Raw genomic sequence first — 25,576 nt, 5'->3', positions numbered from 1 at the left:
GATTAAAGCAATGGCAATATTCAAGACGCACAGTTCTGTCGAGATTGAATTCCCGACCGCGAGGATTTGGGTGTGACGAGATTGAACGTTCTCGCAGGGGCCGCCACCATAGTGGCTCGACTGACCGTCCGCATCAGGATTTTCCTGCTCATTGCCATCACCATGGCCGGCCTTGCCGCCATCGGTGGCGTGTTCTGGTGGAGCCAGGAAAGCGTCGAGGCAGCCTTCGCCCGCGCCGACGGCTTCACCGGCCTTGCCAGCGATGTCGCGGCGCTTGAGACCGCATCTGCAAATCTGCGCATGATCGAGAAGGCCTACCTCGGCGCGCCGACCGCCGCCCGGTTCGAGGAGTTCCAGGACGGGATCGCCCGGACCCGCGCGCAGATCGCCGAACTCGCGGCCCGGCCGGCGGCAAGGCCCTACGCGGAGGAGATCGACAAGGTGTCCTCCGTCGTCGGCGAGATCGGGCAGGTTTACGGCGAATTGCACGCGGTGCAGCAGCGCCTCGGGCTCGCCGACGCCGATCCCGACACCGACGCCGGTGCGCTGGCGACGCTTGCGCGCGCCGACCACGATCTCGTCACCCGCATCCAGAAGGAAGCCCGCTTCGCCCGCAACCCGGCCAACGACAAGCTCGCCTTCGCCGTGGTCGACATGGCCCGCGCCGGGAAGGCGGCGATCCTGCACATGGACGACGTCACCATCGGCGCCTTCGAGGTGACCGCCGGCCGTTTCGAGCGCTCCCTTGCCCGCGCCGCGTTCGAACAGGCGACGAAGGACGACCTCGCCGCCACGTTCGCCGTCTTCCGCAAGGCCATTGACGTGCTTGTCGCCGACGACAAGACGCGCGGCGCGATCACCGAGCGGCTCGAGGCGCATTTCGACGTGCTGCCGCCCTATCTGGCCGAACTTCGCGCCGCCGCCGCCGCCGGCCTTGCCGCGGCGAACGCTGATCTTGCCGGCAATCGCGCTCTCGCCTCGACGGTGATGACCGCGATCATGGTCGCCATGGTCGCGATGCTGCTGGTCGCCGGCCTTCTCATCGGCACCTCGATCGCCGGCCCGCTGGCCGTTCTGCGCAAGGCGATGGACCGGCTGGCACAGGGCGAGACCGACATCGACCTGCCGCACGCCGCCGGGCGCACCGAATTCGACGCCATGACCGCGTCCGTCGCCGTGTTCCGCGACAATGCCCTCGACCGGGAACGGCTGACGGCCGCGCGCGAGCAGGAAAGCGCCGGCCGAGAGGCCCGCATGGGACGGCTCGAGACCATGATTTCCGGCTTCGAGGACACCGCCAGCGCAGTCCTTGCCCGCCTCGACGAGGCGGCCGACGCGCTGGCCGACGCATCCGGCGCGCTCGGCGAGGCCACCGGCCGCGCCGCCGAGGAAGTTGGCGAGGCCGGCAACGCCGTGCGGATCGCCACCGACAATGTGACCTCCGCCGCCTCCGCCTCGGAAGAACTCAACGCCTCCATCGCCGAGATCGCCGCGCAGGCGCGACGCTCCACCGACGTCGCCGGCAGGGCCGTGACCAGCGCGCGCGAGACCGGAAGCTCGATGACCGAGCTCTCCCGCACGGCCGACCGCATTGGCGAGGTCATGAGCCTCATTCGCGAGATCGCCAACCAGACCAACCTCCTCGCCCTCAACGCCACCATCGAGGCGGCGCGCGCCGGTGAGCACGGCCGGGGCTTCGCGGTCGTCGCGGCCGAGGTCAAGGACCTCGCCGGCCAGACCGCCAAGGCGACCGAGGACATCGCCCAGCAGGTGGAGGCGATCCAGTTTGCCTCCGCCACCGCCGTCAGCGCCATCGGCGACGTGGAAACCGTCATCGGCGAGATGAGCGACATCGCCGGGGCGGTCTCCGTCTCCGTCGAGGAACAGAGCCAGGCGCTCGACGCCATCGTGCAGAACACGGCGCGCGCCTCGGAACGCTCCGGCGCCGGCGCGGCGGCGATGGAGCGCGTCTCCGGCGCGACTGAGCATGCACGTGGCACCGGCACCCGTGTCGGCGAGCTCTCCGGCACGCTCGCCGACCAGGCTCGGGTGTTGCGCGCGGAAATCGCGGTCTTCCTGAAGGACGTGCGCGCCGCCTGAACACGCACGCTCGGCGCGCAAGATCGGCACCTGTGCACAGACCCTGGCCTGCCTCGCGACACGCTTCAGATCGGCCTCGTCCTGGGATAGAGAAGAGTGCGCGATTGGCGCGCCTCTCTTCTCGCAGGTGGTAATATGAGAAAGCTCAACTTCGCCCTGGCGGCGTCGGCAGTTGTCATGTGCGTATCGGCCCCCGCACAGGCCGAAGATCTCGTTTTCACGCTCAAGAACGGAACGAATTCCGTTCTGACCCACTTCTACACGTCTCCCGTCGGCGTGGAGAACTGGGAAGACGACGTGTTCGGGCGCGACGTGCTGGCTCCCGGCGAAAGCATCAAGATCACCATCGCCGACGGGCGGGAGGTCTGCGAATACGACATGAAATTCGAGTTCGAGGACGGCTCCGATCTGGATACCACCACGGACTCCCAGGATTTCTGCGAGATCGATTCCTACACGATCCACGAATGATCTTCAGGCGGGAGGCCCAGGTGCCTTCCGCCCTTGCCCTGCCCGCGCAACGCCATGCTGCGGCCTTGGCGCGGCCTTCGCTGCGTGCTACGTCCGGCCGGTCGCAACATGCAAGACGGGGATAGAATGGCCGACAGCATCGTCATTGTCGGGGCCGGTCAGGCCGGGGCGCAAATCGCCCATTCGCTGCGCACCGGCGGCTACACCGGTCGCCTCACCCTCATCGGCGACGAGGCACATCCGCCCTACCAGCGCCCGCCGCTCTCCAAGAAGCACCTGTCCGGCGAGATTGACGACGCGGGCCTGCACCTGCGTCCCTCCGCCTTTTATTCCCAGAACGAGATCGACTGCCGCTTCGCCTCCCCCGTGACCGCCATCGACCGGGCGGCGAAAACCGTCGCGCTGGAGGACGGCGAGAGCGTTTCCTACGACAAGCTGGTGATCGCCACCGGCACCCGGCCGCGCACCATTCCCCTTCCCGGAGCCTCGCTCCCCGGGGTTGTCACGCTGCGCAAGATCTCCGACATCGAGGCCATGCGCCCGCTTCTTGCCACCCCGGGCCGCATCGCCATCGTCGGCGCCGGCTATATCGGCCTGGAGGTCGCCGCGGTCGCGCGCGCCATGGGCCACGAGGTGGTGGTGGTCGAGGCTCAGGACCGGGTGATGAAGCGCGTCGTCACGCCCGGCGTCTCCGCCTGGTTCGACCGGATGCACCGCGACAACGGCGTAGAACTGCGGCTCGAAACCGGCGTTGCCGGCTTTACCGGCGACGACCGCGTTCGCGCGGTGACGCTCGCCGACGGGCATGAACTGGCCTGCGACATGGTGCTGGTGGCCGTCGGCGCGGTGCCGAACGACGAGCTGGCGACGGCCGCCGGCCTCGAAACCGACGACGGCATCCTCGTCGACGGCGCGGGACGCACCTCCGACCCGGACATCTTCGCCGCCGGCGACTGCACCCGCTTCTTCTCCACCCTCTACGGTCGCTCGGTCCGGCTGGAGAGCGTGCAGAATGCCATCGACCAGGGCAAGGCGGTCGCCGCCACCCTGCTCGGCGGCGAGGTCGACTACGACCCGGTGCCGTGGTTCTGGTCCGATCAGTACAAGACCAAGCTGCAGATCGCCGGCCTGTCGCAGGACTATGACGACGCCCGCACCTTCGGCGACCCGGCCTCCGGCAGCTTCTTCGTCGCCTATCTGAAGGAAGGTCGGCTGATCGCGGTCGACAGCATCAACCACCCGCGCTCGCACATGATGGCGCGCCGGGCGATCGGCTCGCAGTTCCGCGAGGACCTGCTGCCCGCCGCCTGATCCGCATCAGCCGGAAAGAAAGAAGACGGCGGCCTACTCGGCCGCCGCCTCGATCTCTTCCATGTCCTCGTCGCTCAGGCCGAAATGATGGCCGATCTCGTGCACCAGCACATGGGCGACGATGTCACCGAGCGGCTCTTCGTAGGCGGTCCAGTAGTCGAGGATGGCGCGGCGGTAGAGCCAGACCCGGTTGGGCATGCGCCCGCTCCAGCTCGCGCCCCCGCCCTGCGCCAGACCGACGCCCTCGAACAGCCCCATCAGGTCGAAGGGGTCCTCGATGCCGAGGCTGTCGAGCGCATCGTCGTCGCCGAAATCCGCCACCCGGATCTCGATCTCGCCGCAGAGCGCGCGAAACCCCTCCGGCAGCGAGGCGAAGGCGTCGCGCGCCATGACCTCGAAATCGGCAAGGCCCGGCGCTAGCATGCCCGACCAGTCGACCGGCCTCGGCAGTCTCTCGCTCGATCCCATCTATAGCTCCCGCTTCGTCCGTTTCGCTCCACCGCTCACAGATAGGTCGCGATCAGGTAGATCACGAGCCCCACGGCGAAGACGGCCCCGGCCGTGCGCCCGATCTTGCGGCCGAGCCTGACGACCGGGTCGTTCGCGTCGTCGCCGGCTCCTGACCGCGACGCCCCGGCGAACCCGGCGCGCAGCACCGTCTCGCTCTCGCGCTCCGCCCGTCCAAGGGCGATCTCGGCCTCGCGCTGGCGCAAGGCCTCGCGCGCACGCGCGTGATCTCCTCCGCCGCCGTCCTTGTTCTCGCTCATCGCCGCCCCTCCCCGCCGTCTCGCTGGTTTTCAGCCGGCCGCGCGCCGGCCGCGAACCAGCGCGAACAGCGCCAGAACCGCGAGCCCGGCCGAAACGACCGCGTTCCATCCGGCGAACGACAGGCCGAACATCCGCCAGCTCGCCTCGGTGCAGCTCACCACGCGGGTCGACTTCAGCGCGTTCAGCATGTTGGCGGCCGATCCCGGGATCGCCGCGCCGCCGCCGCAGTCGGAAGGTCCCGCCCAGAAGTCCCATTCGGCACCGGCCTGATAGACACCAAGCCCCGCGCCATAGGCAAAGATCGCCGCGACGACAACGAGCAGCAACGCGGTCAGCCCGCGCACCCGCCCCCTGGCGACAAGCGCCAGCGCCACGAGCGCCACCGGAAGGCCGATGTAATAGGGCACCCGCTGCTCGAGACAGAGCTTGCAGGGCGCATAGCCGCCGATGAGCTGGAAGCCCCAGGCACCGAGAATGGCGGCCAGTCCGCCGGCCAGAACCAGAAGAAGCGCCGCCATCGCGGACTTGCGTGCGGAATCCATGTCCGGGATCCTTTTCGTCACAGATACTTGATCACGACAAAGCCCCCGACCAACCCCACGACAAAAACGGTGAACACGAGCCCCAGCCGCTTCTCGATGAAGTCGCGGATCGACGGTCCGAACAGATAGAGCAGGCCCGCAACGATGAAGAAACGCAACCCTCTGGCAAAGACGCTCGCCAGCATGAACACGGCGAAGTCGAGCCCCGTCGCGCCACTGGCAATGGTGATAACCTTGTAGGGGAAGGGCGTTACGCCGGCGATGAAGACGATCCAGGCGCCATAATCGTTGAACTGCTCGCGAAACAGCTCGAACTTGTCGAGATATCCGTAGAAGTCGAGGATCGGCTCGGCGAGCTGCAGGAACAGGAAGGCGCCGATGGCGTATCCGGCCGCGCCGCCGACGACCGAGGTCACCGTGCACAGCGCCGCATAGGCGAAGGCCTTGCCGCGCCGGGCGATCACCATGGGGATCAGCAGGATGTCCGGAGGGATCGGAAAGAACGAGCTTTCCGCGAACGACACAGCCCCGAGCGCCAGCGGCGCGCGGCGTCCCGAGGCAAGCGACATGGTCCAGTCGTAGAGGCGGCGCAACATCCCCGCTGATTAGCCGCTTGCGGGGCGCTTGTCATCCGTTTCCGCGCGCCCGCGCCCGCGTCCGCGGGCATGTCGCGAAAGCCCGATGTTTCAATTGACGCAAGAAGCGCCTTGGCTATGATCGCGCCCGTTCGTGCGGAGCGGCCTCCGCGCCGAATGCCCCCGTGGCGGAATTGGTAGACGCGACGGATTCAAAATCCGTTTCCCTAACCGGAGTGTCCGTTCGAGTCGGACCGGGGGCACCACATGACGGCAGGCCAGGCAGAGCGCCGGCGCGCCGCGATGCTGTTCTCCACGCCTGTTTCCGGTTCCGTTCCGGGCGTCGACGCCGTTCCGGCCCGGGTGCAGGCCCCTGCAACGGACCCCGCCCATGGCCCCGACCGCCTCCGCCGCGCACCCCGACCTCCGCCAGGCGGTGATCGACACCTGTCTCGCGATGAACGCCTCCGGCCTCAACCAGGGCACCTCCGGCAATGTGTCGGTGCGCGTCGGGGACGGCTACCTGATCACCCCCTCCGGCGTCGCCTACGCGGCGATGACGCCCGACCAGATCGTCACCATGGCGCCGGACGGCAGCCATTCCGGCAACTGGGTTCCCTCTTCGGAATGGCGCATGCACCACGACATCTACGCCGCGCACCCACAGGCCGGTGCCGTCGTTCATGTGCATTCGACCCACGCCACGGCGGTGTCCTGCCTGCGCCGCGACATTCCCCCGTTCCACTACATGATCGCCGTCGCCGGCGGCGCGACGCTGCGCTGCGCCGACTACGCGACCTTCGGCACCCAGGCACTGTCGGACCACATGCTGGCAGCGCTTGCCGGTCGCAGCGCCTGCCTGCTCGCCAACCATGGCCAGATCTGCTTCGGCCCGACGCTGGAAAAGGCGCTGTGGCTGGCCGGTGAGGTCGAGGCGCTCTGCCACCAGTACACCGTCGCCTGCCAGACCGGCACGCCGGTGATTCTGTCGGAGGCGGAGATGGCGGAGGTCATCGAGCGCTTTGCCACCTATGGCAAGCAGCCGGAGCGCAAACCGATTTCAGATTGACCCAAGCCTCGCGCCTCAGGGCGCGGATGCCGGCTCCTGCCGCCGCTGCCCTTCCGGCGCCGGCGCGCGGTTGTAGCCAGGCCCGATCGTGAGCGGCCGGTCCGGCACCCGCGCCGGGTCGACATCGCTGCGGATCGTCGTTTCGTGGGTTTCGAGTGGCGTTGTCCCGCCATAGTCGTAGAGGTCGACCCTGACCCGATAGGGCTGGTCCTTGACCACGCCATGAACCGCCGGCGTCTCGAGGCCGTAGCGGGTCAGCCCGTGGCGAATGCGCCGCTCAAGCACGATGTCCGCGCCCCCGGCCGGATCCTCGAATGTCGCCACGATCCGCGACTGCGACGTCGTCGCCTTCTGCACCAGCACGGTGATGCCGGCGCGGATCTCGCCGAGCCTGTAGTAGACGAGAAAGCCGCCACCGGCGATGCGGACATGGGTCAGCGCCTGCTGATGGGCGCGCTGGTAGACGATCACCGTCACGGCGATGAGCGCCAGCGCCAGCACCAATGCGCCCGCCGCGACACGAAACCCCCGCGTTTTCTCGAATTCGACCACAGCCGCCATGGCGCGGCTCTCCCGCATCGCCTGCGTCCTGGCTATCAGCCTAGCACCGGCAGCGCCGGCGCGCGAGCGTGCTGACGCAGCGGCCCGCCGGTAGCCGGCAAAGCAAAGCGCACTCAGCGCGCTTTTCTGGACAGCCCCCGGAAAACCGGCTAGAGCATTGGCATGACCGAGAAAACCCAAGAGACCGAGCTCAAGCTCGAACTGGACAAGGCCGACCTGCAGCGCCTGAAGAAAGCTGCCGCACCGGCCGGTTTCTCGGTGGCACGAGCCGTGACGCGGCCGCTGGCGTCGATCTATTTCGACACCCCCGACCTGGCGCTGAAACGCGCGAAATGGTCGCTTCGGGTGCGCAGGATCGGCAACGACTGGATCCAGACTGTGAAAGCGGGCACCGGCGTCGTCGCCGGCCTGTCGCGACCGCGCGAATACGAGGTCGAGGTCGCCGCCCCTGTTCCCGACCTGACCCGCATTGCCGACGAAACGGTGCGTGAGGGGCTTTGGAAGCTCATCGACGGCGCGCCGCTCGATCAGGTTTTCGAGACCCGCATGACCCGCACGACGCGGGTTTTTTCCGCAGGTGAAAACACCGAGATCGAACTGGCGCTCGATGCCGGGGAAATCCACGCGGGCGCCAGCGCCCATCCGCTGTTCGAGGCCGAGTTCGAGCTGATGGCCGGCCCCGTCGAGGCGCTGTTCGACCTTGCCTCGGCACTTCCGGGACTGGACCGCGCGCGCCTGTCGCCGATGAGCAAGGCCGGGCGCGGCTATGCGCTTCTGGATGGCGGCCTGCCGCAGCCGGCCCCTCTCAAGGCCGACGACGTGGCGCTGACCACCGGGGACACCGCCGAGAGCGCCTTTCGCGCCATCCTGCGCTCCTGCCTGACGCAGATCGCCGCCAACCGCGACGCCGTGCTCGCCGGCGAGGCGCCCGAGGCCCCGCACCAGCTTCGCATCGGCCTGCGGCGTCTGCGCAGCGCGCTCAAGATCCACGCCCGGCTGCTTGACCCGCCGACGCGCGAGGCGCTCGACAACGCCGCCCGCGCGCTTGCCACGACGGTCGGCGCCCTGCGCGACCTTGACGTGCTGGCGACCGATATCCTGGCTCCCGCCCTTGCCGAAGCGCCCGATGAGGTTCCAGCCCGGGCGCTTGCGGAAACCATCGCCGCCCGGCGCATCGAGGTGCGCGGAGAGGTCCGCGCCGCGCTCGAGGGCGTGCAGGTCAACGCTCTTGTCTTCGCCCTCGCGCGTCTCGCCGAGGGTGAGGGCTGGCGGGCGCGGGCGGTGGCCGCCCTCGGTCCGGAAATCGACGACGCCTGGCGGATGCCGGCGCGCGAGTTCGCCGCGCGCGCCATGCACAAGCGCTGGAAGGCGGCCGCCCGCCTCGGCGCGCGCATCGACGATCTCGACCTCGAGGAACGCCACGACATGCGCAAGGCGCTGAAGAAGCTGCGCTACACCTTGGAGTTCTACCGCCCGCTGTTCCAGCGCAAGACGATGAAGCCCTTCCTGTCGAAGCTGAAGCGGCTGCAGGATGTCTTCGGCTATCTCAACGATGTCGCCATGGCGCGTGGCCTCGTGCGGCTGGTCGGCGAGACGGCCGGGGGCGACGCCGACCGCGCACTCGCCGCCGGCTTCGTTCTCGGCTGGCACGAGGCACGCGCCGCCCGCGCCTGGCAAGACGCCCGCGCCCTGTGGGACGACACCCGCGCCGCCGACCGTTTCTGGAAATCCTGACGCCCCCGCCAAGCGAGATGGCCAAGCAGAAGTGCGCGCCAGCCGGGCAGGAGAGCCCAGCGGCCGGGCGTGAGTGAGAAGCCGTCAGGCGAGGGCAGCGGCTCAGCACGTTCCGCAGACACAAGACGGGCCCCTTGCGCCCACCTGCAACCCATTCGCCCCGACAACAGGCCGCCCTCGACACAAGCGGCCCGCACGGGCGCCCCCCGGCACAGACCGACCGCGCCTCCCGCACCGCCGTCACCCCGGGCTTGACCCGGGGCCTATTGGATCCCCGAGCGCTGGCGGTCAAGACACCGGGCATGCGGACCGCTGCGGACGAACCGGCCCCCGCCCCGCATGCCGCGACGTGGAGTGGGTCCCGGGTCAAGCCCGGGATGACGCCGAGGAGAACGAATCCCGGCGCACCCCGCGCCAGCGCGGGCGTGCGGCCTGCCTTCGGCCTGATCGGAGGCTGGCCGCGCCGCTGTTTTGCCGCCGGCGCTCGTCGGATCAGGGGCTCGGTTGCGCCGGCGTCGCGGTTCCGCCGCTGTCTCGCGGCTGCTTTTTCCGGCCGCCGAGCGAGCCGAGGAAGCCCTGCGGCAGGCCGAAGCCCTGCTCCACCGCATCGAGCACCTCCTGGTCGTCGACCTCGCCGTCGATCACCTTCTGCACGTCGATATGGGTGGAGCCGCCGGTGGCGCGACCGATGGCGTCGTTCGCGGCGTTGGTCAGCGCGTCGCCGACGGATCCGCCGCCCTTGCCGCTCTCGCGCGCCGACGACAGCGCCTTGACCAGGCCGCCGCCAAAGCCGTCGAGCTGCTTCAGCGCGGCTTGCGGGTTTTCGAGAATGCCCTGGATATCCGGATAGATTTGCGGCCGGGCCCAGGGGCCGCGCACGATCACCGGCACGCCAAGCCCTTCCAGCGCATGGCTCTCGCCCTTGCCGAGCGGCACCGGCGGCGCGCCCTCGAGCGTCGCCACCACGCGCGGCTCCAGCCGCCAGTCGAGCAGTTTCTCCGGCATGTCGATGCGGCCCGAGCCGGTCATGCGCACCAAGGGCCCGACCAGCGCCAGATCATCCGAGGTGGCGATGCCACGGGCAATCTCGAAGCCCGCGCCCAGTGCCGAGAAGTCGGTCTTCTGTTCCGGGTTCGACGCCCAGCCAAGCAGGGTGTCGACGGTCAGCCCGCGCACCATGCGCGGAATGTTGATGCCACGGATCGAGCCGTTGGCGAAGTCGAAGCGCGCCGTGCCGGCCAGGCTCGAGACCAGCTCGAAGGTGCTGGTGCCGCGCGCGACGAGATCCGTGCCGACGGTGAGTTCGCCGTCGATCCAGTCGAAGCCGGCAAGGGCTGCAAGCAGGCTGCGGCCGCCGACGCCGGCAAGATCGAAGGACGCAGCGAGCTCCGGCACCGCGCCGCCGCCGTCGAGCATGAGCCGCCCCTTGCCGGAACCGCCGTAAAGCGCCATTTCGGCCAGCGTCGCCTCAAGCTTGCCGCCGGAAAGCACCACCTTGAGCCGGCTCGGGCCAACCTCGACACCATCCCAGGAAATCGCCTTGGCGGTCAGGTCGAGGTCGGCGGCAAAGGCCTTGAGGCCGGAGAGATCGATGGGGGCGCGGCTCCAGCCGCTGCCTTCCGCGCCGGGCACGCGCGGCGCGGACTCGATGCCGCCGCTGCGTGCGGCCTGCATGTAGGGATCGACCGCCAGCCGGTCGAGGGCGAGCGTGCCGGTGAGCTTCGGCGGGCTGGAGAGCGTCAGCGTGCCCTCGCCCGTGCCCGTGGTCTCGTCGAGCCGGATATGCGCCTGGCGGAAGCTGACGGCCGTCTCGCTCGTGTCGAGCTTGCCGGAAAACGCAAAGCGCTTCAGCCCGCCGTCGCCGGAAAGAGGCATGCCGAGCCAGCCGGCAAGACCGCGCAGATCGGCCGTCTCGACGACGACGTCGCCGTCGAGGCCGCTGGCCGGCGAGAAGGCGCCCTCATAGCCCAGCGTCACCCGGCTGCCGGAAATCCGCAGCGAGGTCGGGGCCGGCATGCCCGCCATCATCAGCGCCGGCGTCGCCGATCCGTCGACGCGGAACGCCTCGCCACGCCATGTCAGCCCACCGTTCAGCGTCACCGGCGCATCGAGACCGGAGAAGCTGACGGCCAGCGCCAGGTTCTCGATCTTCGAGGCCGCCGGATCGTCGCCAAGCGGCGCCGGCAGCGCCAGTCCGGAGATGCCGCCGCCGGCGAGGCTGAGCTTGCCGGCAATGTCGAGCGTGCCCATGAGCCGTGCCATGTCGCTGCCCGAGGCCGACAGGCGCACGTCACCCGCCAGCGTGCCGCGCGCTTCCTCGCTTCGCCCGGCAAGGGCAAGAAGGTTCGACAGGCTTGCGTCGGCAAGCGCCAGCCGCGCCTCGACGGCCGGCTCGCCGCTGGAAAGATCCGCGCGGCCGTCGCCACGAAGCTGCGCCTCGCCAAGCCTGGCCGTCAGCCCGGCGACGTCGACCGCGTTCCTTGTCAGGCGAAGCTGCGCCGTCATGCCGAAGGAGCCGGGTTCTGGGCCGGTGGCGACGCCGAAGACGGCAAGCGTCTCGCCCAGCGCCGCGCCCTCGGCCGAAACCCTGAGATTGCTTTCGCCCGACATCGACGCATCACCGGTGACGCCGGCCGTGACGCCGGCACCCGTCAGCGTCAGTTCGACGCCGCTGGCTTCGCCTTCCGCCAGCGCCAGGGGCGCCGCGATGTCGCCGGCCACCTCGATCTCGACGCCGCGGTGGACGAAGCTGCCGGAAAGGTCCATCGGCCCGGCGAGCGAGGGCAGCGACACCTGCATGTCGATCTTCTCGATCCGCTGACCGCCCTCGGCCGAACCGATCACCAGAGTGCCGTTGGTAACGGTGAGCCTGTCGACGCCGATGCGCGCCAGCATCGCCGCGCCGCCGGCCGCTTCCGCCGCCCGGCCCTCATCCGCCGTCTCGACCGCGCCGGGTCGCTCGGACCGCGCGGCCTCGGAATTGCTTTCGGAAATCGCCTCGGTCGCCGCGCTCCAGCGGTCGAGCGGAAAGCCCTCCGCCGCCTTGACGGCTTCCGTGCCGGCGTCGCCGCCGACCTGCACCTGCGGCCTGTCGAGCGCGATGTGGGTGAGCTTCGCCGACCCGCCGAAGAGCGTGCCCCAGGCGAGACCGAAGTCGACCTCGCCGACGCGCAGGAACTCCATGCCGTCCGGCCCAGCGACGCCGACGTCGCTGGCGGTCATGCGCAAGCCCGGCAGCAGCGACAGGCCGACCGCCCCGTCGAGCCGCAGGTGCCAGCCGGTGCGGGCCTCGATCTGCGCGATCAGCTCGGCCCGGATGGCATCCTTCGGCAACAGCAGCGGCACGACCATCGCCAGCGCCAACAACGCCACGAGACCGCCGACAACACCAATCGCAAGCCTTTTCACGCAAACACCCCATCATCGAATCAGCCGCCAGTTTACGACAAAGCATGTCGACAGCATGGCCGAAGACGCTGCTTTGCTGCCGTGCGGCATGGACTTTTTCGGCAAGATTGCCAATGTTGCTCGTCTGGGGCCTGTCGTGTCGCGCCCGTTGGCGCCCCGGCCAAGGGCGCCGGGCGGCGGCGGCAGAGCGCGTTGAGCGGCGGGGCTGCCCCGCGGCCGGACCTGAGGAGGGCACATGTTTCCAGCGTTGAAGCGTTTCCTGAAGACCGTGGTGACGGGGGAAGCGGACGACCTGACCTTCGCCGAGGACGACCATCGGCTCGCCGCCGCGGCACTCCTTGTTCACATCATCGCCGTCGACGGCGTCGTGGATGATGCAGAGCGCGAGATGCTGTCGCAGGTGCTGCGCACGACCTACCAGCTCACTCCCGAGATGACGACGGAACTGATCGAGGCGGCGACGAAGCGCGACGCCGAGGCTGTCGATCTTTACGGCTTCACCTCGGTGCTGAAGCGCACGCTCGACATCGACGGCCGGCTCAAGGTTCTGGAGATGATGTGGGAGCTTGTCTACGCCGACGGCACGGTGCACGAGTTCGAGGACAACACGATCTGGCGCGTCGCCGAGCTGATGGGCATCTCCTCGCGCGAGCGGCTGGCGCTGCGCCGCAAGGTCGCCGCCCATACCCATGTCGACAGCGGCGACGCGGACGAGGGCGAGGCCTCCTGAGTTTCGCTCAGCCGGACACGACCGAACGCCCCTCGACGGCGGCCCCGATTGCACGCTAAACTCAAGATCATGATCATAGATCCGAAGCAATTTGCAGATCGCCCGAAGGTCCTGATCGTCCTGCATCAGGAAACCTCGACGCCCGGCCGCGTCGGACAAGAGCTTGTCCGGCGCGGGTTTGCTCTCGACATCCGACGCCCGCGCTTCGGTGACCTGCTGCCGGAAACGCTTGCCGATCATGCCGGCGCGGTGGTCTTCGGCGGCCCGATGAGCGCCAATGATCCCGAGGCCTTCGTCTCGCGCGAGATCGACTGGATCGGCGTGCCGCTGAAAGAGAGGAAGCCCTTTCTCGGCATTTGCCTCGGCGCGCAGATGATGGCCCGCCACCTCGGCGCGCCGGTCTATGGCCACGACGACGGCCTCGTCGAGATCGGCTATTACGACCTCCACCCGACCAGCGCGGGCAAGACCTTCATGCCCTGGCCGCGCAAGGTCTACCAGTGGCATCGCGAGGGCTTCGGCCTGCCCCATGGTGCGGAACTGCTGGCCTCCGGCGACACCTACCCCAATCAGGCGATCCGCTACGGGCCGGCCGCCTATGCGATCCAGTTTCACCCGGAGCTCACCTACCACATGATGGTGCGCTGGACGACGCGCGGCGCACCGCGCATGGCGCTTCCCGGCGCCCGCCAGCGGCGCGACCATTTCGCCGGGCGCTATGTGTTCGATCCGGAGGTCAAGGCCTGGCTCGACGGTTTCCTTGACCGCTGGATCGGCCGCGCCGACGCACCCGCCCTTGCCGAGGCTGCCGAATAGGCCTTCGCCGCAGCTCTCGCCTTCCTCTCGTCGCGTTTTCCGGTAAAACCCGGACCTCTCGCCTCGTCCTTTTCAGCCGCGCCAACGTGCTTTAAGGGTCGCAAGGCGACCTGGGCCACGACCTGTTCGGCCAGAGACGGAGCGTGACATGTGCGGCATTGCCGGGATTTTCAGGCCGAACGGCCTCAGCGACGCGGACCAGGGCCTTCTCGACGCCATGGGCGAGGCGATCGCCCACCGGGGGCCGGACGCGCACGCCACCTGGACGGATCCGCGCGCCGGCATCGGCCTGGTTCACCGCCGCCTGTCGATCCTCGATCTGACCGAGGCCGGCGCCCAGCCGATGCACTCCGCCTGCGGCCGCTACACGATCTGCTACAATGGCGAGATCTACAATTACCTCGATCTGCGTCGGGAGCTGGAGGAGGAAGGCCATGCGCCCGTCTGGCGCGGCCATTCCGACACCGAGGTGCTGCTTGCCGGCGTCGTCGCCTGGGGGCTGGCGGCAACGCTGTCGCGCACCAGCGGCATGTTCGCCATCGCTCTCTGGGACCGGGAGACCCGGCGCCTGACGCTGACCCGCGACCGCTTCGGCGAGAAGCCCCTGCATGTCGCGGTCTTCGACGGAGAAATCGCCTTCGCCTCGGAAATCAAGGCGTTGAAGCGGCATCCGCGCTGGCAGGGCCGCATCGACCGGCAGGCCATCGCCCAATGCCTGCGCCACGGCTACATTTCCGCCCCCCTCACCGCCTTCGAGAATGTGGTGAAGATCGAACCGGGCGCCTGCGTCGAGATCGACGCGGCGGCGATAGCGCCGGAGCAGTGGCGCAAGACGCTCTTCTGGGATGCGCTCGCCGAGGCACGCGACGCCCGCGCCAACCGCTTCTCCGGCTCGCCCGAGGCCGCGGTCACCCGGCTCGACTCGCTGCTGCGCGAATCCGTCGCCCGCCAGATGATCTCCGACGTGCCGCTTGGCGCTTTCCTCTCCGGCGGCATCGACAGCTCCACCGTCGCCGCCATGATGCAGTCGCTGAGCAGCGTGCCGGTCGAGACCTTCTCGCTCGGCTTCGACGACAAGGCGACCAACGAGGCGGAGTTCGCCCGCGCCGTCGCCGCCCATCTCGGCACCAGCCACAACGAGATCTACCTGTCCGGCGAAGAGGCGCGCGACCTGGTGGCGAAGATGCCGGAGGTCTACGACGAGCCCTTCACCGACCAGTCACAGCTGCCGACCTATCTGGTCGCCCGTTTCGCCCGGTCCAAGGTGACGGTGAGCCTGTCGGGCGACGCCGCCGACGAGCTTTTCGCCGGCTACGGCCGCTACCATTCCATCGCCCGGCAATGGTCGGGTTCGCCCTTTTCAGCGCTCGCCCGCGGCGCCCAGCGCGCCTGGATCCGGGCGCAGCTCGCGCTTCTCGTCGCCCCGGCGGAAAAGCGCGGAAGCACCCGCGTGGCCGGCGGCCGTTCGCCGGCAAGCCTGCGGCTGCGGCTGGAGGAAAAGCTCGCCCGTTTCGACACCCCATCGGCCACCGCCGCCTATGAGCGCAAGTTCACCCTGCTCGACGGCGCCGACCGGCTGGTGCCGGGAACCCGGCGCCTCACCCACCCGCTGCTGGAAACGGTAGCCTCCGAGACGGACTGGACACCGCTCGAGCAGGCCAGCTTCCTCGACCTCACCCACTACCTGCCGGACGACATCCTGGTGAAGGTCGACCGCGCCGCCATGGCCCATAGCCTGGAAACGCGCGTTCCCTTCCTCGATCCGGACGTCGTCCGCTTCGCTCTGTCCCTGCCCGACGACATCCGGCTGATGGACGGCCAGCGCAAGGGCGTGGTCAAGGCGGTGCTCGACCGCTATGTGCCGGCCGCGCTCTGGGACCGGCCCAAGCGCGGCTTCGGCATTCCCTCCGCAAGCTGGCTGAAGGGCCCCCTCAGGCCGCTGGCCGAGGACATGTTCGCGCCCGACACGCTGGCGCGCACCGACGTCCTCGACCCCACGCTGGTGCGGCTGTTCTGGGAGGATTTCCTGGCCGGCGACAAGCGCCGCGCCAACATCGTGTGGGCGATGTTCGTCGTCCAGCTCTTCCTGGAACGCGAAACCCGCGGCTGAAGCGAGCGCGGACCCGCCCCGCCTCAACAGCGGCCTCGGTGCCGGCCCCGCCTCAGTCCAGCGTGCCGAAGAGCCTCAGCCGGCTGACGCCGCCATCGGGGAAGATGTTGAGCCGGACGTGGGTGAGCGGACCGATGTCCTGGACCTGCGCGGCGGGGATATCGTGGATCGCATCGGCGGTGAGCGGCGTGCGCGCGATCAGCTCCGGCCAGAACATCGACGAGGTGACCACGGCCCGCTCCAGATCGCCGGCGAGATCGCCCAGATCCGCTGCCTGAATCGAGAAGCTCTCCGGGAAATTGCCCTTGTAGAAAGCGGTGTCGAGCGCGGCGCGGGCGATGCGGCCACGCGCCCCGAGCTCGACGATGATCCAGTCGTTGCCCGGTTCGCGCCGCCGCCGGGTTTCCCAGCCGTCGCCCATGTTGAGGCCGCGTCCCGGTGCAAGCAGCCGGTGATAGGCGCCGTAATGGGCGTCGGAGAAGGCAACGATGCGCGCGCCGTTGAGCGCCGAGGCAAGGTCGAGCTCGCCGCCGCCGGCCGCCTTCGGATCCAGCGCCGGCCGGCCGTAGACACGAAAGCGCGCCACGCCGCCATCGGGATGGATATGCAGCCGCACATGGGTGAATGCCGTGCCGGCGGCGCAGGCGAAAAAGTGATGCGCGCTCGCCCCCAGCGGCGACATCGGCACCAGCTCCACCCAGTCGCTCGACCCGTCCGGGTCGCCCTGCGAGACGCAGGCCTCGATGCGGCAGGCGGGGGGATAGTTTCCGGTGAAATGGGATGTGTCGACGTCAAACCCGGTGATGCGCCCGCGCGCCGCGAGCCGCACCACGGCGCTGTCGTGGCCCGGCCCCCGGCGGCGGCGCGATTCCCAGCCGTCCATCCACTTTCCGTGGTCGTCATAGCGGTCGGGATAGAACACCGCCTCGCTGTCGTCGAGCATGCGCGCGACCGGAGCGAAGAAGTCGTCGGTCGCCGAAAGCGCCGCCGCGCCGAGGCCGGCTGAGGCAAGATTGATGTCGCGCAGCGCGAAAGCCGGGCGGTCGGAAGCGGGAACGGTCGTCATGGCGAAGGTCCTTCGGGAACAGCGGCTGGAAAGAAAGAAAGCCGGCTTCATATTTGTCTGAAAGTCAGTCGGGGAGCAGGTCGGCAAGGCGAAGGCCGGCGATCCGTTCGACCTGGGCACAGGCCGTCTCGAACTCGCTCTCCCGGTCGCTGGCGACCCGCGCCTCGAAATTCTCGAGAATCTCCGCCTTGGTCCGCCCCTTCACCGCGAGAATGAAGGGAAAGCCGTAGCGGGCCTTGTAGGCCTCGTTGAGTTCGCTGAAGCGCGCCCGCTCCGCGTCGGTAAGCGCGTCGAGCCCGGCCGACGCCTGCTCGGCGGACGAGGAGGCGGTGAGCCGCTTCGCCGCCGCCAGCTTGCCGGCAAGATCCGGGTGGGCGAGGAGCACGCCGAGACGCTCGTCGGCGCTGCCCGCGCGAAACGCGGCGCAAAGAGCACCATGCAGCCCGCCGGCACGGTCGGCCGCCTCCGGCAGGCCGGCATCGAAAGCGCGTCCGGCGACCCAGGGCGAATGTTCGAAGACACCGCCGAAACGGTCGACGAAGGCGTCGCGGGTCATCGTGCTCGGTCGCTGGTGTCGATCGTCGCTCATGATCTCGCTCTACGCTCCACTGCCGTCTCCGCAGCACGGGCGGAGCACATTTGATCTATTGATAATCCAGAATAATAGCCCTGATTATCAAAATTCCATTGAAAGACATTTCGTCTGCCGCCGCCTGTCCCCGCTTCCAGGTGCCCGCGGCGTCGGGCTCAATCCCCGCCTGCACACCGGTCACTGGCGTGTCGCGGCCCTGCACGCCAGCGGGCCGGCGACGCACAAAATGACGTCATTCAGGCCTTCGATTTGCACGAATTGCAGCAATCGAAGCAGATTTGTCAGGCAGCCGGCAAGGTCCCGAGCCGCGCCGACACCTCCGCCCGGCAGCGCTCGACGACGAAATCGAGAAAAAGCCGGATCTTCGGATCCTGGTAGCGCTTGTGCGGATAGAGCGCGGCAAGCCGCACCGGCGGCGGCGGCGTCTCGGCGCAAACGACCTCCAGACGCCCAGCGGCCAGATGGTCGGCGACCTCGATCAGCGGCTTGTTGACGATCCCGGCCCCGGCAAGCGCCCAGTCGGTCAGAACATCGCCGTCGTCGGACTCGAAGGGCCCGAAGACCTCGTGGCGCTGCGGCCCGTCGGGCCCGACCAGGGTCCAGTGAAATTCGCTGGAACCGGGAAAGCGCAGCAGCAGGCAGTCGTGCCGGTCGCGCACCAGCGCCGCGCCGCTTTCCGGCCGGCCGCGCCGGTTGAGATAGGACGGGGCCGCGCAGAGCACCCGAGGGCAGTCGAAGACGGGGCGCATCCTGAGCTCCGAGTCTGCCGGCGTGCCGAGGACAAAGGCGATGTCGAGCCCCTCGCCCAGTACGTCGAGCCTGCGGTCGGAGAGCCGCAGCCGTACGTCGATCTCCGCAAATGCCTGTTTGAACCGGGGAACCAGCGGCGCGATCAGCCGCCGCCCGATGCCGAGCGGTGCGGCGACGAAAATCGAGCCCCGGGGATTGCGCGACACGGCGGCGACCGCGGCTTCCGCCTCCTCGATCGCCTCCAGGATCTTCAGCGCCCCCTTGTGAAAGAGCGTCCCGTGCTCGGTCGGCGCCAGCTTGCGGGTCGTGCGGTTGAAAAGGCGCACGCCCAGATGCTTCTCAAGTTCCGCGATCCGGCTGGAGACCACCGCCGGCGACACCCGTTGATCGCGCGCGGCCGCCGACATCGAGCCGAGATCGACCACCCGCACGAACACCCGCAACATGTTCACATAGGACATAGACCCCGCCCAACCTCCTGGCGTCGAAGGGCATTTGCCGCACGCCGGGCCTCAGGCTGTGGCGCAGTACGGTAATTATCAAGTTGAATTTGAGAGTGCTGGAAAAATATGCGGCATTATTTGTAAATCGCCGGTCTGTCACTTTTGCGGCGAAGCCGGCTGGCGGGATCGCTCAGGCTCTGGCACGTTTCGTGCTCGCCACTTGGGCAGGCATCTCGCCGCCCGGCACATCCGGCGCGCGATAATCGAGGGAGAACGGGAATGGAACTGGCGATCATGTGGGACTGGCTCGCCTTCGCCGTGCGCTGGCTGCATGTGATCACGGCCATCGCCTGGATCGGATCATCCTTCTATTTCATCGCGCTGGACCTTGGCCTGCGCAAGGCGCCGGATCTGCCCGAGGGCGCACACGGCGAGGAATGGCAGGTCCACGGCGGGGGATTTTACCACATCCGCAAGTATCTGGTGGCCCCGGCGACGATGCCCGAGCACCTGACCTGGTTCAAATGGGAGAGCTACGCCACCTGGCTTTCCGGCTTCGCGCTCCTGTGCGTCGTCTACTACGCCAGCGCCGATCTCTATCTCATCGACCCGAACGTGCTCGAGATGTCACGCGCGACCGCGATCGCCGTCTCGATCGCCTCCATCGCGCTTGGCTGGATCATCTACGACCTGCTGTGCAAGTCGCCGCTCGGCAGAAGCACGACGGGTTTGATGCTGCTGCTTTATCTGGTTCTGGTCGCCATGGCCTGGGGCTACACCCAGGTCTTCACCGGCCGCGCCGCCTTCCTGCATCTGGGCGTCTTCACCGCGACGATCATGTCGGCAAATGTCTTCATGATCATCATCCCGAACCAGAAGAAGGTCGTCGCCGCGCTGCTGGCCGGAAAGACCCCTGACCCGGCTCTCGGAGCGCAGGCCAAGCAGCGGTCGCTTCACAACAACTATCTGACATTGCCTGTCATTTTCCTGATGCTGTCGAACCACTACCCGCTCGCCTTCGCCACTCCGTGGAACTGGGCGATCGCCTCGCTGGTGTTCCTGATGGGCGTCTCGATCCGTCATTTCTTCAACACGATGCACGCCGGCAAGGGCAAGCCCTGGTGGACGTGGCTGGTCACCGCGGCGCTGTTTGCAGCCATCGTCTGGCTCTCGATGCAGCCAGCCCCGGGCGCCGATCCGGCGGAGCTGGCCGAGGCCCGTCCCTCCCCGCGCCAGGCGCGCTTCATCGACGACCCGCATTTCGAGGCGGTGCGCGACACCGTGCTGTCGCGTTGCTCCATGTGCCACGCCCGCGAGCCACTGTGGGAGGGCATCGCCGCCGCGCCGAAGGGCGTGCTGCTGGAGACCGACACCGACATCGCCGCCCATGCGCGCGAGATCGCTCTGCAAGCGGGCTTCACCCACGCGATGCCACCGGCCAACATCACCTACGTCGAGCCCGAGGAGCGCGCCCGCCTCGTCGCCTGGTACGAGAGCGCCACCCGCTGAGGGCGGCATAGGTGCAAGGCTGCAACAATGGCACAAAATCGCATCAGCGTTAGGATTCGCGGGTCATTTTGCAGCTATAAGAAAGGCAATCGAGCCAACGACTTTTCCGGAGCGGTCGACCGACCATGCGCAAGACACTGAAGAACGTTCTCCTTCTCGCCGCTGCCAGCCTGCTCGCTGGCGCGACTGTCGCCAGTGCACAGGACAGCCTGACGCCGCCGGAGGACATGCCTGTGCCGTCGCGTCAGTACGTCGTCGATCTCGGCGTTGGTGCGCTCGTCCAGCCCAAGTACGAAGGGTCGGACAAGCTGATGATCACGCCGATGCCGATCATCAACTTCGCCCGCTTCTATTTTCCCGGCTACGGGCAGGTGACCGATGGCGAGATCAAGAAGCGCGGCTTCTTCTTCTATCCGTCCTTCAACTACGTTGGCGAGCGCAAGGCTTCCGACGCGGCCCATCTGACCGGCACCAACAAGGTCGACTGGGCGCTCGAGCTCGGCGCCGGCGCCGGCTTCCGCTATGACTGGTTCCAGGCCTTCGTCGAGGTTCGCCAGGGCATCAACGGGCACTCCGGTCAGGTCGGCCGCCTCGGTGCGGACGTGATCTTCAGCCCGATGGAGCGCCTGCAGCTGAGCCTCGGCCCGCGCGCCGACTTCGCCTCGGGCGACTACATGCGCACCTATTTCGGCGTCAGCGCCGCCGAGGCCGGCGCCGCCGGCAGCGTGCTGACCGCCTACCGTCCGAGCGGCGGCTTCAAGACCCTCGGCCTGCTCGGCCGCGCCAGCTACGCCATGAACGACACCACCTCGCTGCACCTTCAGGCCGGCTGGGACCGCTATGTCGGCGACGCCGCCAAGAGCCCGATCGTCAAGACCGGCGAGCGCGACCGCTTCACCATCGGCGCCGGCGTCACCTATCGCTTCGCCTTCGACCTCTTCGACTGAGGCCGGCTGACGGCCGCACGCAACGAAAAGGCCCGCCGCTTCCGATGAAGCGGCGGCCCTTTTTGCGTCGAGCCTGGCGTATCCGGGTCGCCTACTCGTCGTCCTCGGGCATCATGTCGTCGCAGGTCTTGAGCGAGATCCCGTAGGGAAGCTTCGTGCTCGCGTCCCCGCAGGCGCCGACCAGCCGGGCCTGCAGGAGCCCGCGCGCGCCGGAAAGGTCCGCGCCAACCAGCCGGGTACGCCGAAGCAGCGCACCTTCCAGCACCGCCCCGTTAAAGTTCGCACCGGAAAGGTCCGCGCTTGAAAAGCGTGCCCCCGAGAGATCCGTGTTGCTGAAGTTCGCTCCAACCGCCCTCACCCGATCGAAATCGGCGTTCGGCAGGCGCGCGCCGGAAAGATCCGCCCCCATCAGATCGGCGCGCTCCAGATTTGCGCCATCCATCTTCGCGCCCCGGAACGAGGCCTCGCCGGCGGCCATGCGGATCATCAGCGCGCCGCGCAGATCCGTCCCTGAAAGATCGGCTCCGGCAAGCGACGTCTCGATCAGATCCGAATCGCGCAGGTCCGAGCCGGAGAGATCGGCGCCATCGAGCATCGCCTTCTCCAGGTCGACGCCGCGCATGGAGGCGTTCGAGATGTTGGCGCCGGAAAGGTCAGCCCGCTCCAGTTCGGTGCGCCGCAAATCCGCTCCGGAAAGATCCGCGCCGCGAAGCTCGGCCTGCTTGAGGTCGGTCTCGCGCAGGTTCGCCCCCGCGAGCCTTGGAGCATCGAGCTTGAGGCCGCGCAATTCGGACAGGCGAAGATCGCATCCCTCGCAGGCACCCTCGCGCTTCAGCTGCTCCAGATCCCCGGAGGCGCGGGCGACGGGCGTCTGGCCGGTGGCCAGAAACGCCAGCGCGACGCCCAGCGCAGCGGCGGCGGGAACCATATGGCGGGCACGAACGTCAGTCATGGCAAGGATCTCTCGTATGGGATGGCGCATCGTGGTGGGAGCCCCTCCGGACGCGGCACACATCTTTCAACGCACCCCTTGATTTAAGGTTCCCGGCCCGACTTTGTAAGAGCGTTGACGCAATCGTCCGACACGCGGCCGCTGCCTCGGCCGCAATCGCGCCGAGACTCTTCCCCTGCGGCATGATAGAAATAGCAAGGTCTCATTAACGAATTCAGCGAGACCTTTGCATTTTGCGAAAGGGGGGCCTTTCAGCATGTCCTTGTGGAAGCGGTTTGCCGCTGTTGGCGTTCTGGCGCTGGCCCTTGGCGTCTTCTCCGGATTTTTCTCCAGCGCCGACGCTGCCAGCCTTGTCGCGCGCATCGACATTTCCCGCCAGCGCATGATCGTCTATGTCGACGGCCGACACGCCGCCTCCTGGCCGGTATCGACCGCCCGGCGCGGCTATCGCACGCCGACGGGAACCTTCCGCCCCGGACGCATGCACCGCCGCTACTTCTCGAAGAAGTACCACGGCTCGCCAATGCCCTATTCGGTGTTCTTCCTGGGGGGATACGCCATCCACGGCACCAACGCCGTGCGCGCGCTCGGGCGACCGGCCTCGCATGGCTGCGTGCGCCTGCACACCGAAAACGCCCGGCGGCTGTTTTCGCTGATCGAACGTTACGGCAAACGGAATGCGCGAATCGTCATTACCCGGTAACCTTGACCGGCGATCACGGCATTGCCCCCCTTTTCCAAAGGGGCCAGCTCGCCTAGATTGCATGAGAAGTCGCTAGGGTGCCTGGCGGGACGAAGGAAGACAGCGGGGTCGCATTTGCCGCCTTCCCTCGTCCGCCAATCGCTGACGACGCACTACCTGACTATCAGCGTGCCAATGATGACGGAAAACCGTTGCCAAATCGTTGGCACGCTGATGGCACAACATGATGTGTGCCCCGATGTCGACCTACGACATCTTGACGAAATTAACCTTCCCCTAACCCTTCCTGCGTCGCATTTCGCAAGCCGCAGGCCGCGCGCGCCCCGCACGGCAAGGTAACGCAAGAATGCGTTAACCATGTTTTCGATGTGGGTGGAATTTGGACGCGCCGCGCATGTGTGATTCGCAGTGAAGGCGGCAGGTGATTCGCACCCGCCGCCGCCACTGCGTTTCACATGAACTCGGCCTTCAGGTCGATGCTCGAGTGCTCTCCGACCAGGTGATAGTTCTCGTCCGCCCAGGCGGCAGCGGCCTCGCGGCCGATGTCGCGCAGATGCGTCAGGAACCGCCATTCGGCGTTCATCTTCGACGACGACTGCAACGGCTTGAGGTCGTCCGCCGCGATCCGGTGCAGATGCACCTTCTGGTAATGCGTCGCATCGAGCTTGCCCTGATGAATCAGCCGGGTGACGAACTCGATGGCGCGCATCTCGCGCAGGAGTGTCGAGTTGAAGGTGATCTCGTTGAGCCGGTTGAGGATCTCGCGCGCCGTCCGCGGCGTCTCGGCGCGTTCTATCGGGTTGATCTGAACGAGCACCGTGTCGGACGTGCCGGTGGTCCCAAACAGCGGGAACAGCGGCGGATTGCCCATGTAGCCGCCGTCCCAATACGGCTCACCGTCGATCTCCACCGCCTGAAAGACATGCGGCAGGCAGGCCGAGGCCATGACCGCATCAAGCGTGATCTCGTCACCCTCGAACACCTTGATCTTGCCCGATCGCACGTTGGTGGCGCAGACGAAGACCTTGAGATGATCGCAGGCGCGCACCGCGTCGAAGTCGACGGCCTTCTCCACCACTTCCCGCAAGGGATTGATGTTGAGGGGATTGAACTCATAGGGCGAGGCGAAATGGGTGGCCAGATCAAGGGCAATGAAGCTCGGCGAGAGATCGAGGCTCCACTGGCCGAGGATCATGTCCAGAGGCGAGCGGCGGATCGGGCTGAACCACGCCCCGTCGCTCACCGCCTTCCAGAAGTTGTGAAGCGACTCGCGCGCCCCATCCTCGCCACCGCGATGCAGCCCGTCCGCCAGCACCACCGCATTCATCGCACCGGCGGAGGTTCCGCTCAGCCCCTTGATGACGAAACGACCGCTTTCCAGCAGCCAGTCGAGCACGCCCCAGGTGTAGGCGCCATGGGCGCCTCCACCCTGAAGCGCCAGATTGATCGGCTTGGGAGCTTCGGTTTTTCCGCTCATCTCCGGCCGATGCTCCGCGGACCCGGATGCGCGCCCGTCACTGCGCCACCCAGCCGCCGTCCATCTGCATCATCGAACCGGTGATGCAGGAGGCCGCGTCGCTGGACAGATAGAGCGCCATCTCCGCGACCTGATCGACGGTGACGAACTTCTTGGTCGGCTGCGCCGCCAGCAGGACGTCGCGCTTGACCTCTTCCTCGGTCATATGGCGAGCCTTCATCGTGTCGGGGATCTGGCGCTCGACCAGCGGCGTCCAGACATAACCCGGGCAGATGGCGTTGGCGGTAATGCCAGCTTCGGCGACCTCGAGGGCCACCGTCTTGGTCAGCCCGGCGATGCCGTGCTTGGCCGCGACATAGGCGCTCTTGAAGGGCGAGGCGACGAGCGCATGAGCCGAGCCGGTGTTGATGATCCGGCCCCAGCCCTTCTTGCGCATGCCGGGAACCGCGGCATGGATGGTGTGGAAGGCGGAGGACAGGTTGATGGCGATGATCGCGTTCCACTTGTCGATCGGAAAGTCTTCGATCGGGGCAACGTGCTGGATGCCGGCGTTGTTGACGAGAATGTCGACCGCGCCGAACTCCTTGGCCGCATCGGCCATCATGTCGGCGATCTCGTCGCCCTTGGTCATGTCGGCACCGCTGTAGACGCATTTGACGCCGAATTCCGTCTCGATACCGGAACGTTCCTTCTCGATGGCATCGCCGTCGCCGAAGCCGTTGATGACGACATTGGCGCCGTTCCTGGCCATGATCCGGGCGATAGCGAGCCCGATGCCGGAGGTCGAACCGGTGACGAGAGCAGTCTTGTCCTTGAGCATGCGAATGTCTCCTGTCTTGCCGGCGGTTCGCGGCGTGCGTCCCGAGCCGTCAGCTCTTCTGAATTGAGCGCGCCCCATTCAACATAAGGCGGCGCTGCACTGCAACAAGGTCGCGCGACCGG

Annotated in this window: 22 protein-coding genes, 1 tRNA gene and 1 pseudogene; 12 read left to right on the top strand and 12 right to left on the bottom strand. The window is 67.7% G+C overall.

What is annotated here, in order from left to right; translation table 11 throughout:
- The first annotated feature begins 111 nt into the window (after positions 1–111).
- From ACN0WF_RS04875 to ACN0WF_RS04865, 3 genes are all read left to right on the top strand, one after another.
- The gene (locus tag ACN0WF_RS04875; protein ID WP_417771652.1) at positions 112–2,100 is read left to right on the top strand and encodes a methyl-accepting chemotaxis protein; all 1,989 of its coding nucleotides are present in this window, start codon (positions 112–114) and stop codon (positions 2,098–2,100) included.
- Positions 2,101–2,235: 135 nt separating this feature from the next.
- Entirely contained in the window at positions 2,236–2,571 is a 336-nt protein-coding gene (locus tag ACN0WF_RS04870) for a hypothetical protein (protein ID WP_417771651.1), read from the top strand.
- A 126-nt stretch (positions 2,572–2,697) separates the two neighbouring features.
- On the top strand, positions 2,698–3,882 hold the full coding sequence (locus tag ACN0WF_RS04865; RefSeq protein ID WP_417771650.1) for an NAD(P)/FAD-dependent oxidoreductase: 1,185 nt from the start codon (positions 2,698–2,700) through the stop codon (positions 3,880–3,882).
- Positions 3,883–3,915: 33 nt separating this feature from the next.
- On the opposite strand, the gene ACN0WF_RS04860 is transcribed toward ACN0WF_RS04865, so the two are convergent.
- The 4 genes from ACN0WF_RS04860 to ACN0WF_RS04845 are packed head-to-tail and all read right to left on the bottom strand — an operon-like array spanning position 3,916 to position 5,788.
- On the bottom strand, positions 3,916–4,350 hold the full coding sequence (locus tag ACN0WF_RS04860; RefSeq protein ID WP_417771649.1) for a metallopeptidase family protein: 435 nt from the start codon (positions 4,348–4,350) through the stop codon (positions 3,916–3,918).
- A gap of 35 nt (positions 4,351–4,385) precedes the next feature.
- Positions 4,386–4,649: a hypothetical protein gene (locus tag ACN0WF_RS04855; protein ID WP_417771648.1), complete on the bottom strand. Its 264-nt coding sequence runs from the start codon at positions 4,647–4,649 to the stop codon at positions 4,386–4,388.
- A gap of 30 nt (positions 4,650–4,679) precedes the next feature.
- Positions 4,680–5,192 (bottom strand): disulfide bond formation protein B, encoded by a 513-nt coding sequence (locus ACN0WF_RS04850; RefSeq protein WP_417771647.1) that lies wholly within the window; start codon positions 5,190–5,192, stop codon positions 4,680–4,682.
- A 17-nt stretch (positions 5,193–5,209) separates the two neighbouring features.
- Complete coding sequence (locus ACN0WF_RS04845; RefSeq protein WP_417771646.1) at positions 5,210–5,788, bottom strand: YqaA family protein; 579 nt, start codon at positions 5,786–5,788, stop codon at positions 5,210–5,212.
- Between the two features lie 158 nt (positions 5,789–5,946).
- Here ACN0WF_RS04845 and ACN0WF_RS04840 point away from each other — a divergent pair.
- Both ACN0WF_RS04840 and ACN0WF_RS04835 read left to right on the top strand, forming a co-directional pair.
- Positions 5,947–6,033, top strand: a tRNA-Leu gene (locus tag ACN0WF_RS04840).
- Between the two features lie 125 nt (positions 6,034–6,158).
- The gene (locus ACN0WF_RS04835; RefSeq protein ID WP_417771645.1) at positions 6,159–6,836 is read left to right on the top strand and encodes a class II aldolase/adducin family protein; all 678 of its coding nucleotides are present in this window, start codon (positions 6,159–6,161) and stop codon (positions 6,834–6,836) included.
- Between the two features lie 15 nt (positions 6,837–6,851).
- Here ACN0WF_RS04835 and ACN0WF_RS04830 read toward each other — a convergent pair whose 3' ends face one another.
- Complete coding sequence (locus ACN0WF_RS04830; RefSeq protein WP_417771644.1) at positions 6,852–7,397, bottom strand: hypothetical protein; 546 nt, start codon at positions 7,395–7,397, stop codon at positions 6,852–6,854.
- A gap of 162 nt (positions 7,398–7,559) precedes the next feature.
- Between ACN0WF_RS04830 and ACN0WF_RS04825 the strand changes: the two genes are divergently transcribed.
- A complete protein-coding gene (locus ACN0WF_RS04825) occupies positions 7,560–9,131 on the top strand; it encodes a CHAD domain-containing protein (protein ID WP_417771643.1) in 1,572 nt (523 codons plus the stop codon).
- Between the two features lie 492 nt (positions 9,132–9,623).
- On the opposite strand, the gene ACN0WF_RS04820 is transcribed toward ACN0WF_RS04825, so the two are convergent.
- Positions 9,624–12,539, bottom strand: coding sequence for an AsmA family protein (locus ACN0WF_RS04820; protein WP_417771642.1), 2,916 nt, complete (start codon positions 12,537–12,539; stop codon positions 9,624–9,626).
- Between the two features lie 235 nt (positions 12,540–12,774).
- Here ACN0WF_RS04820 and ACN0WF_RS04815 point away from each other — a divergent pair, with 235 nt between their 5' ends.
- The 3 genes from ACN0WF_RS04815 to asnB all read left to right on the top strand — a co-directional run bounded on the left by ACN0WF_RS04815 (position 12,775) and on the right by asnB (position 16,195).
- The gene (locus ACN0WF_RS04815) at positions 12,775–13,269 is read left to right on the top strand and encodes a TerB family tellurite resistance protein (protein WP_417771641.1); all 495 of its coding nucleotides are present in this window, start codon (positions 12,775–12,777) and stop codon (positions 13,267–13,269) included.
- A gap of 69 nt (positions 13,270–13,338) precedes the next feature.
- Positions 13,339–14,085, top strand: coding sequence for a glutamine amidotransferase (locus tag ACN0WF_RS04810; protein ID WP_417771640.1), 747 nt, complete (start codon positions 13,339–13,341; stop codon positions 14,083–14,085).
- Between the two features lie 148 nt (positions 14,086–14,233).
- On the top strand, positions 14,234–16,195 hold the full coding sequence (asnB, locus tag ACN0WF_RS04805) for an asparagine synthase (glutamine-hydrolyzing) (protein WP_417771639.1): 1,962 nt from the start codon (positions 14,234–14,236) through the stop codon (positions 16,193–16,195).
- 52 nt (positions 16,196–16,247) lie between these two features.
- Here asnB and alc read toward each other — a convergent pair whose 3' ends face one another.
- From alc to ACN0WF_RS04790, 3 genes and pseudogenes are all read right to left on the bottom strand, one after another.
- Positions 16,248–17,261, bottom strand: coding sequence for an allantoicase (gene alc, locus ACN0WF_RS04800; protein ID WP_417771638.1), 1,014 nt, complete (start codon positions 17,259–17,261; stop codon positions 16,248–16,250).
- Between the two features lie 64 nt (positions 17,262–17,325).
- Positions 17,326–17,826, bottom strand: a pseudogene (gene uraD / locus ACN0WF_RS04795) (2-oxo-4-hydroxy-4-carboxy-5-ureidoimidazoline decarboxylase); the annotation flags it as partial.
- 308 nt (positions 17,827–18,134) lie between these two features.
- On the bottom strand, positions 18,135–19,064 hold the full coding sequence (locus tag ACN0WF_RS04790; RefSeq protein WP_417771637.1) for a LysR substrate-binding domain-containing protein: 930 nt from the start codon (positions 19,062–19,064) through the stop codon (positions 18,135–18,137).
- Positions 19,065–19,325: 261 nt separating this feature from the next.
- Between ACN0WF_RS04790 and ACN0WF_RS04785 the strand changes: the two genes are divergently transcribed.
- Positions 19,326–20,555: a urate hydroxylase PuuD gene (locus tag ACN0WF_RS04785; protein ID WP_417771636.1), complete on the top strand. Its 1,230-nt coding sequence runs from the start codon at positions 19,326–19,328 to the stop codon at positions 20,553–20,555.
- Between the two features lie 125 nt (positions 20,556–20,680).
- Entirely contained in the window at positions 20,681–21,502 is an 822-nt protein-coding gene (locus ACN0WF_RS04780) for a MipA/OmpV family protein (RefSeq protein ID WP_417771635.1), read from the top strand.
- Between the two features lie 91 nt (positions 21,503–21,593).
- Here the strand turns inward: ACN0WF_RS04780 and ACN0WF_RS04775 are convergent, their stop codons facing one another.
- Positions 21,594–22,454 carry a pentapeptide repeat-containing protein gene (locus ACN0WF_RS04775; protein ID WP_417771634.1) on the bottom strand — a complete coding sequence of 287 codons (861 nt, stop codon included), beginning with the start codon at positions 22,452–22,454 and terminating at the stop codon, positions 21,594–21,596.
- A 256-nt stretch (positions 22,455–22,710) separates the two neighbouring features.
- Here ACN0WF_RS04775 and ACN0WF_RS04770 point away from each other — a divergent pair, with 256 nt between their 5' ends.
- Positions 22,711–23,157, top strand: coding sequence for a L,D-transpeptidase (locus ACN0WF_RS04770; protein WP_417771633.1), 447 nt, complete (start codon positions 22,711–22,713; stop codon positions 23,155–23,157).
- Positions 23,158–23,608: 451 nt separating this feature from the next.
- Here the strand turns inward: ACN0WF_RS04770 and ACN0WF_RS04765 are convergent, their stop codons facing one another.
- Together ACN0WF_RS04765 and ACN0WF_RS04760 are read right to left on the bottom strand one after the other, a co-directional pair.
- Positions 23,609–24,634, bottom strand: a complete 1,026-nt coding sequence (locus tag ACN0WF_RS04765; RefSeq protein ID WP_417771632.1) for a patatin-like phospholipase family protein — start codon at positions 24,632–24,634, stop codon at positions 23,609–23,611.
- Between the two features lie 37 nt (positions 24,635–24,671).
- Positions 24,672–25,454, bottom strand: a complete 783-nt coding sequence (locus ACN0WF_RS04760; protein ID WP_417771631.1) for a 3-hydroxybutyrate dehydrogenase — start codon at positions 25,452–25,454, stop codon at positions 24,672–24,674.
- Between the last annotated feature and the right edge of the window lie 122 nt (positions 25,455–25,576).

Source organism: Stappia sp., from assembly GCF_048268045.1.
Classification (GTDB): Bacteria; Pseudomonadota; Alphaproteobacteria; order Rhizobiales; family Stappiaceae; genus Stappia.
The sequence above is the reverse complement of the archived record's forward strand: the minus strand, read 5'-3'. Positions and strand labels throughout refer to the sequence as shown.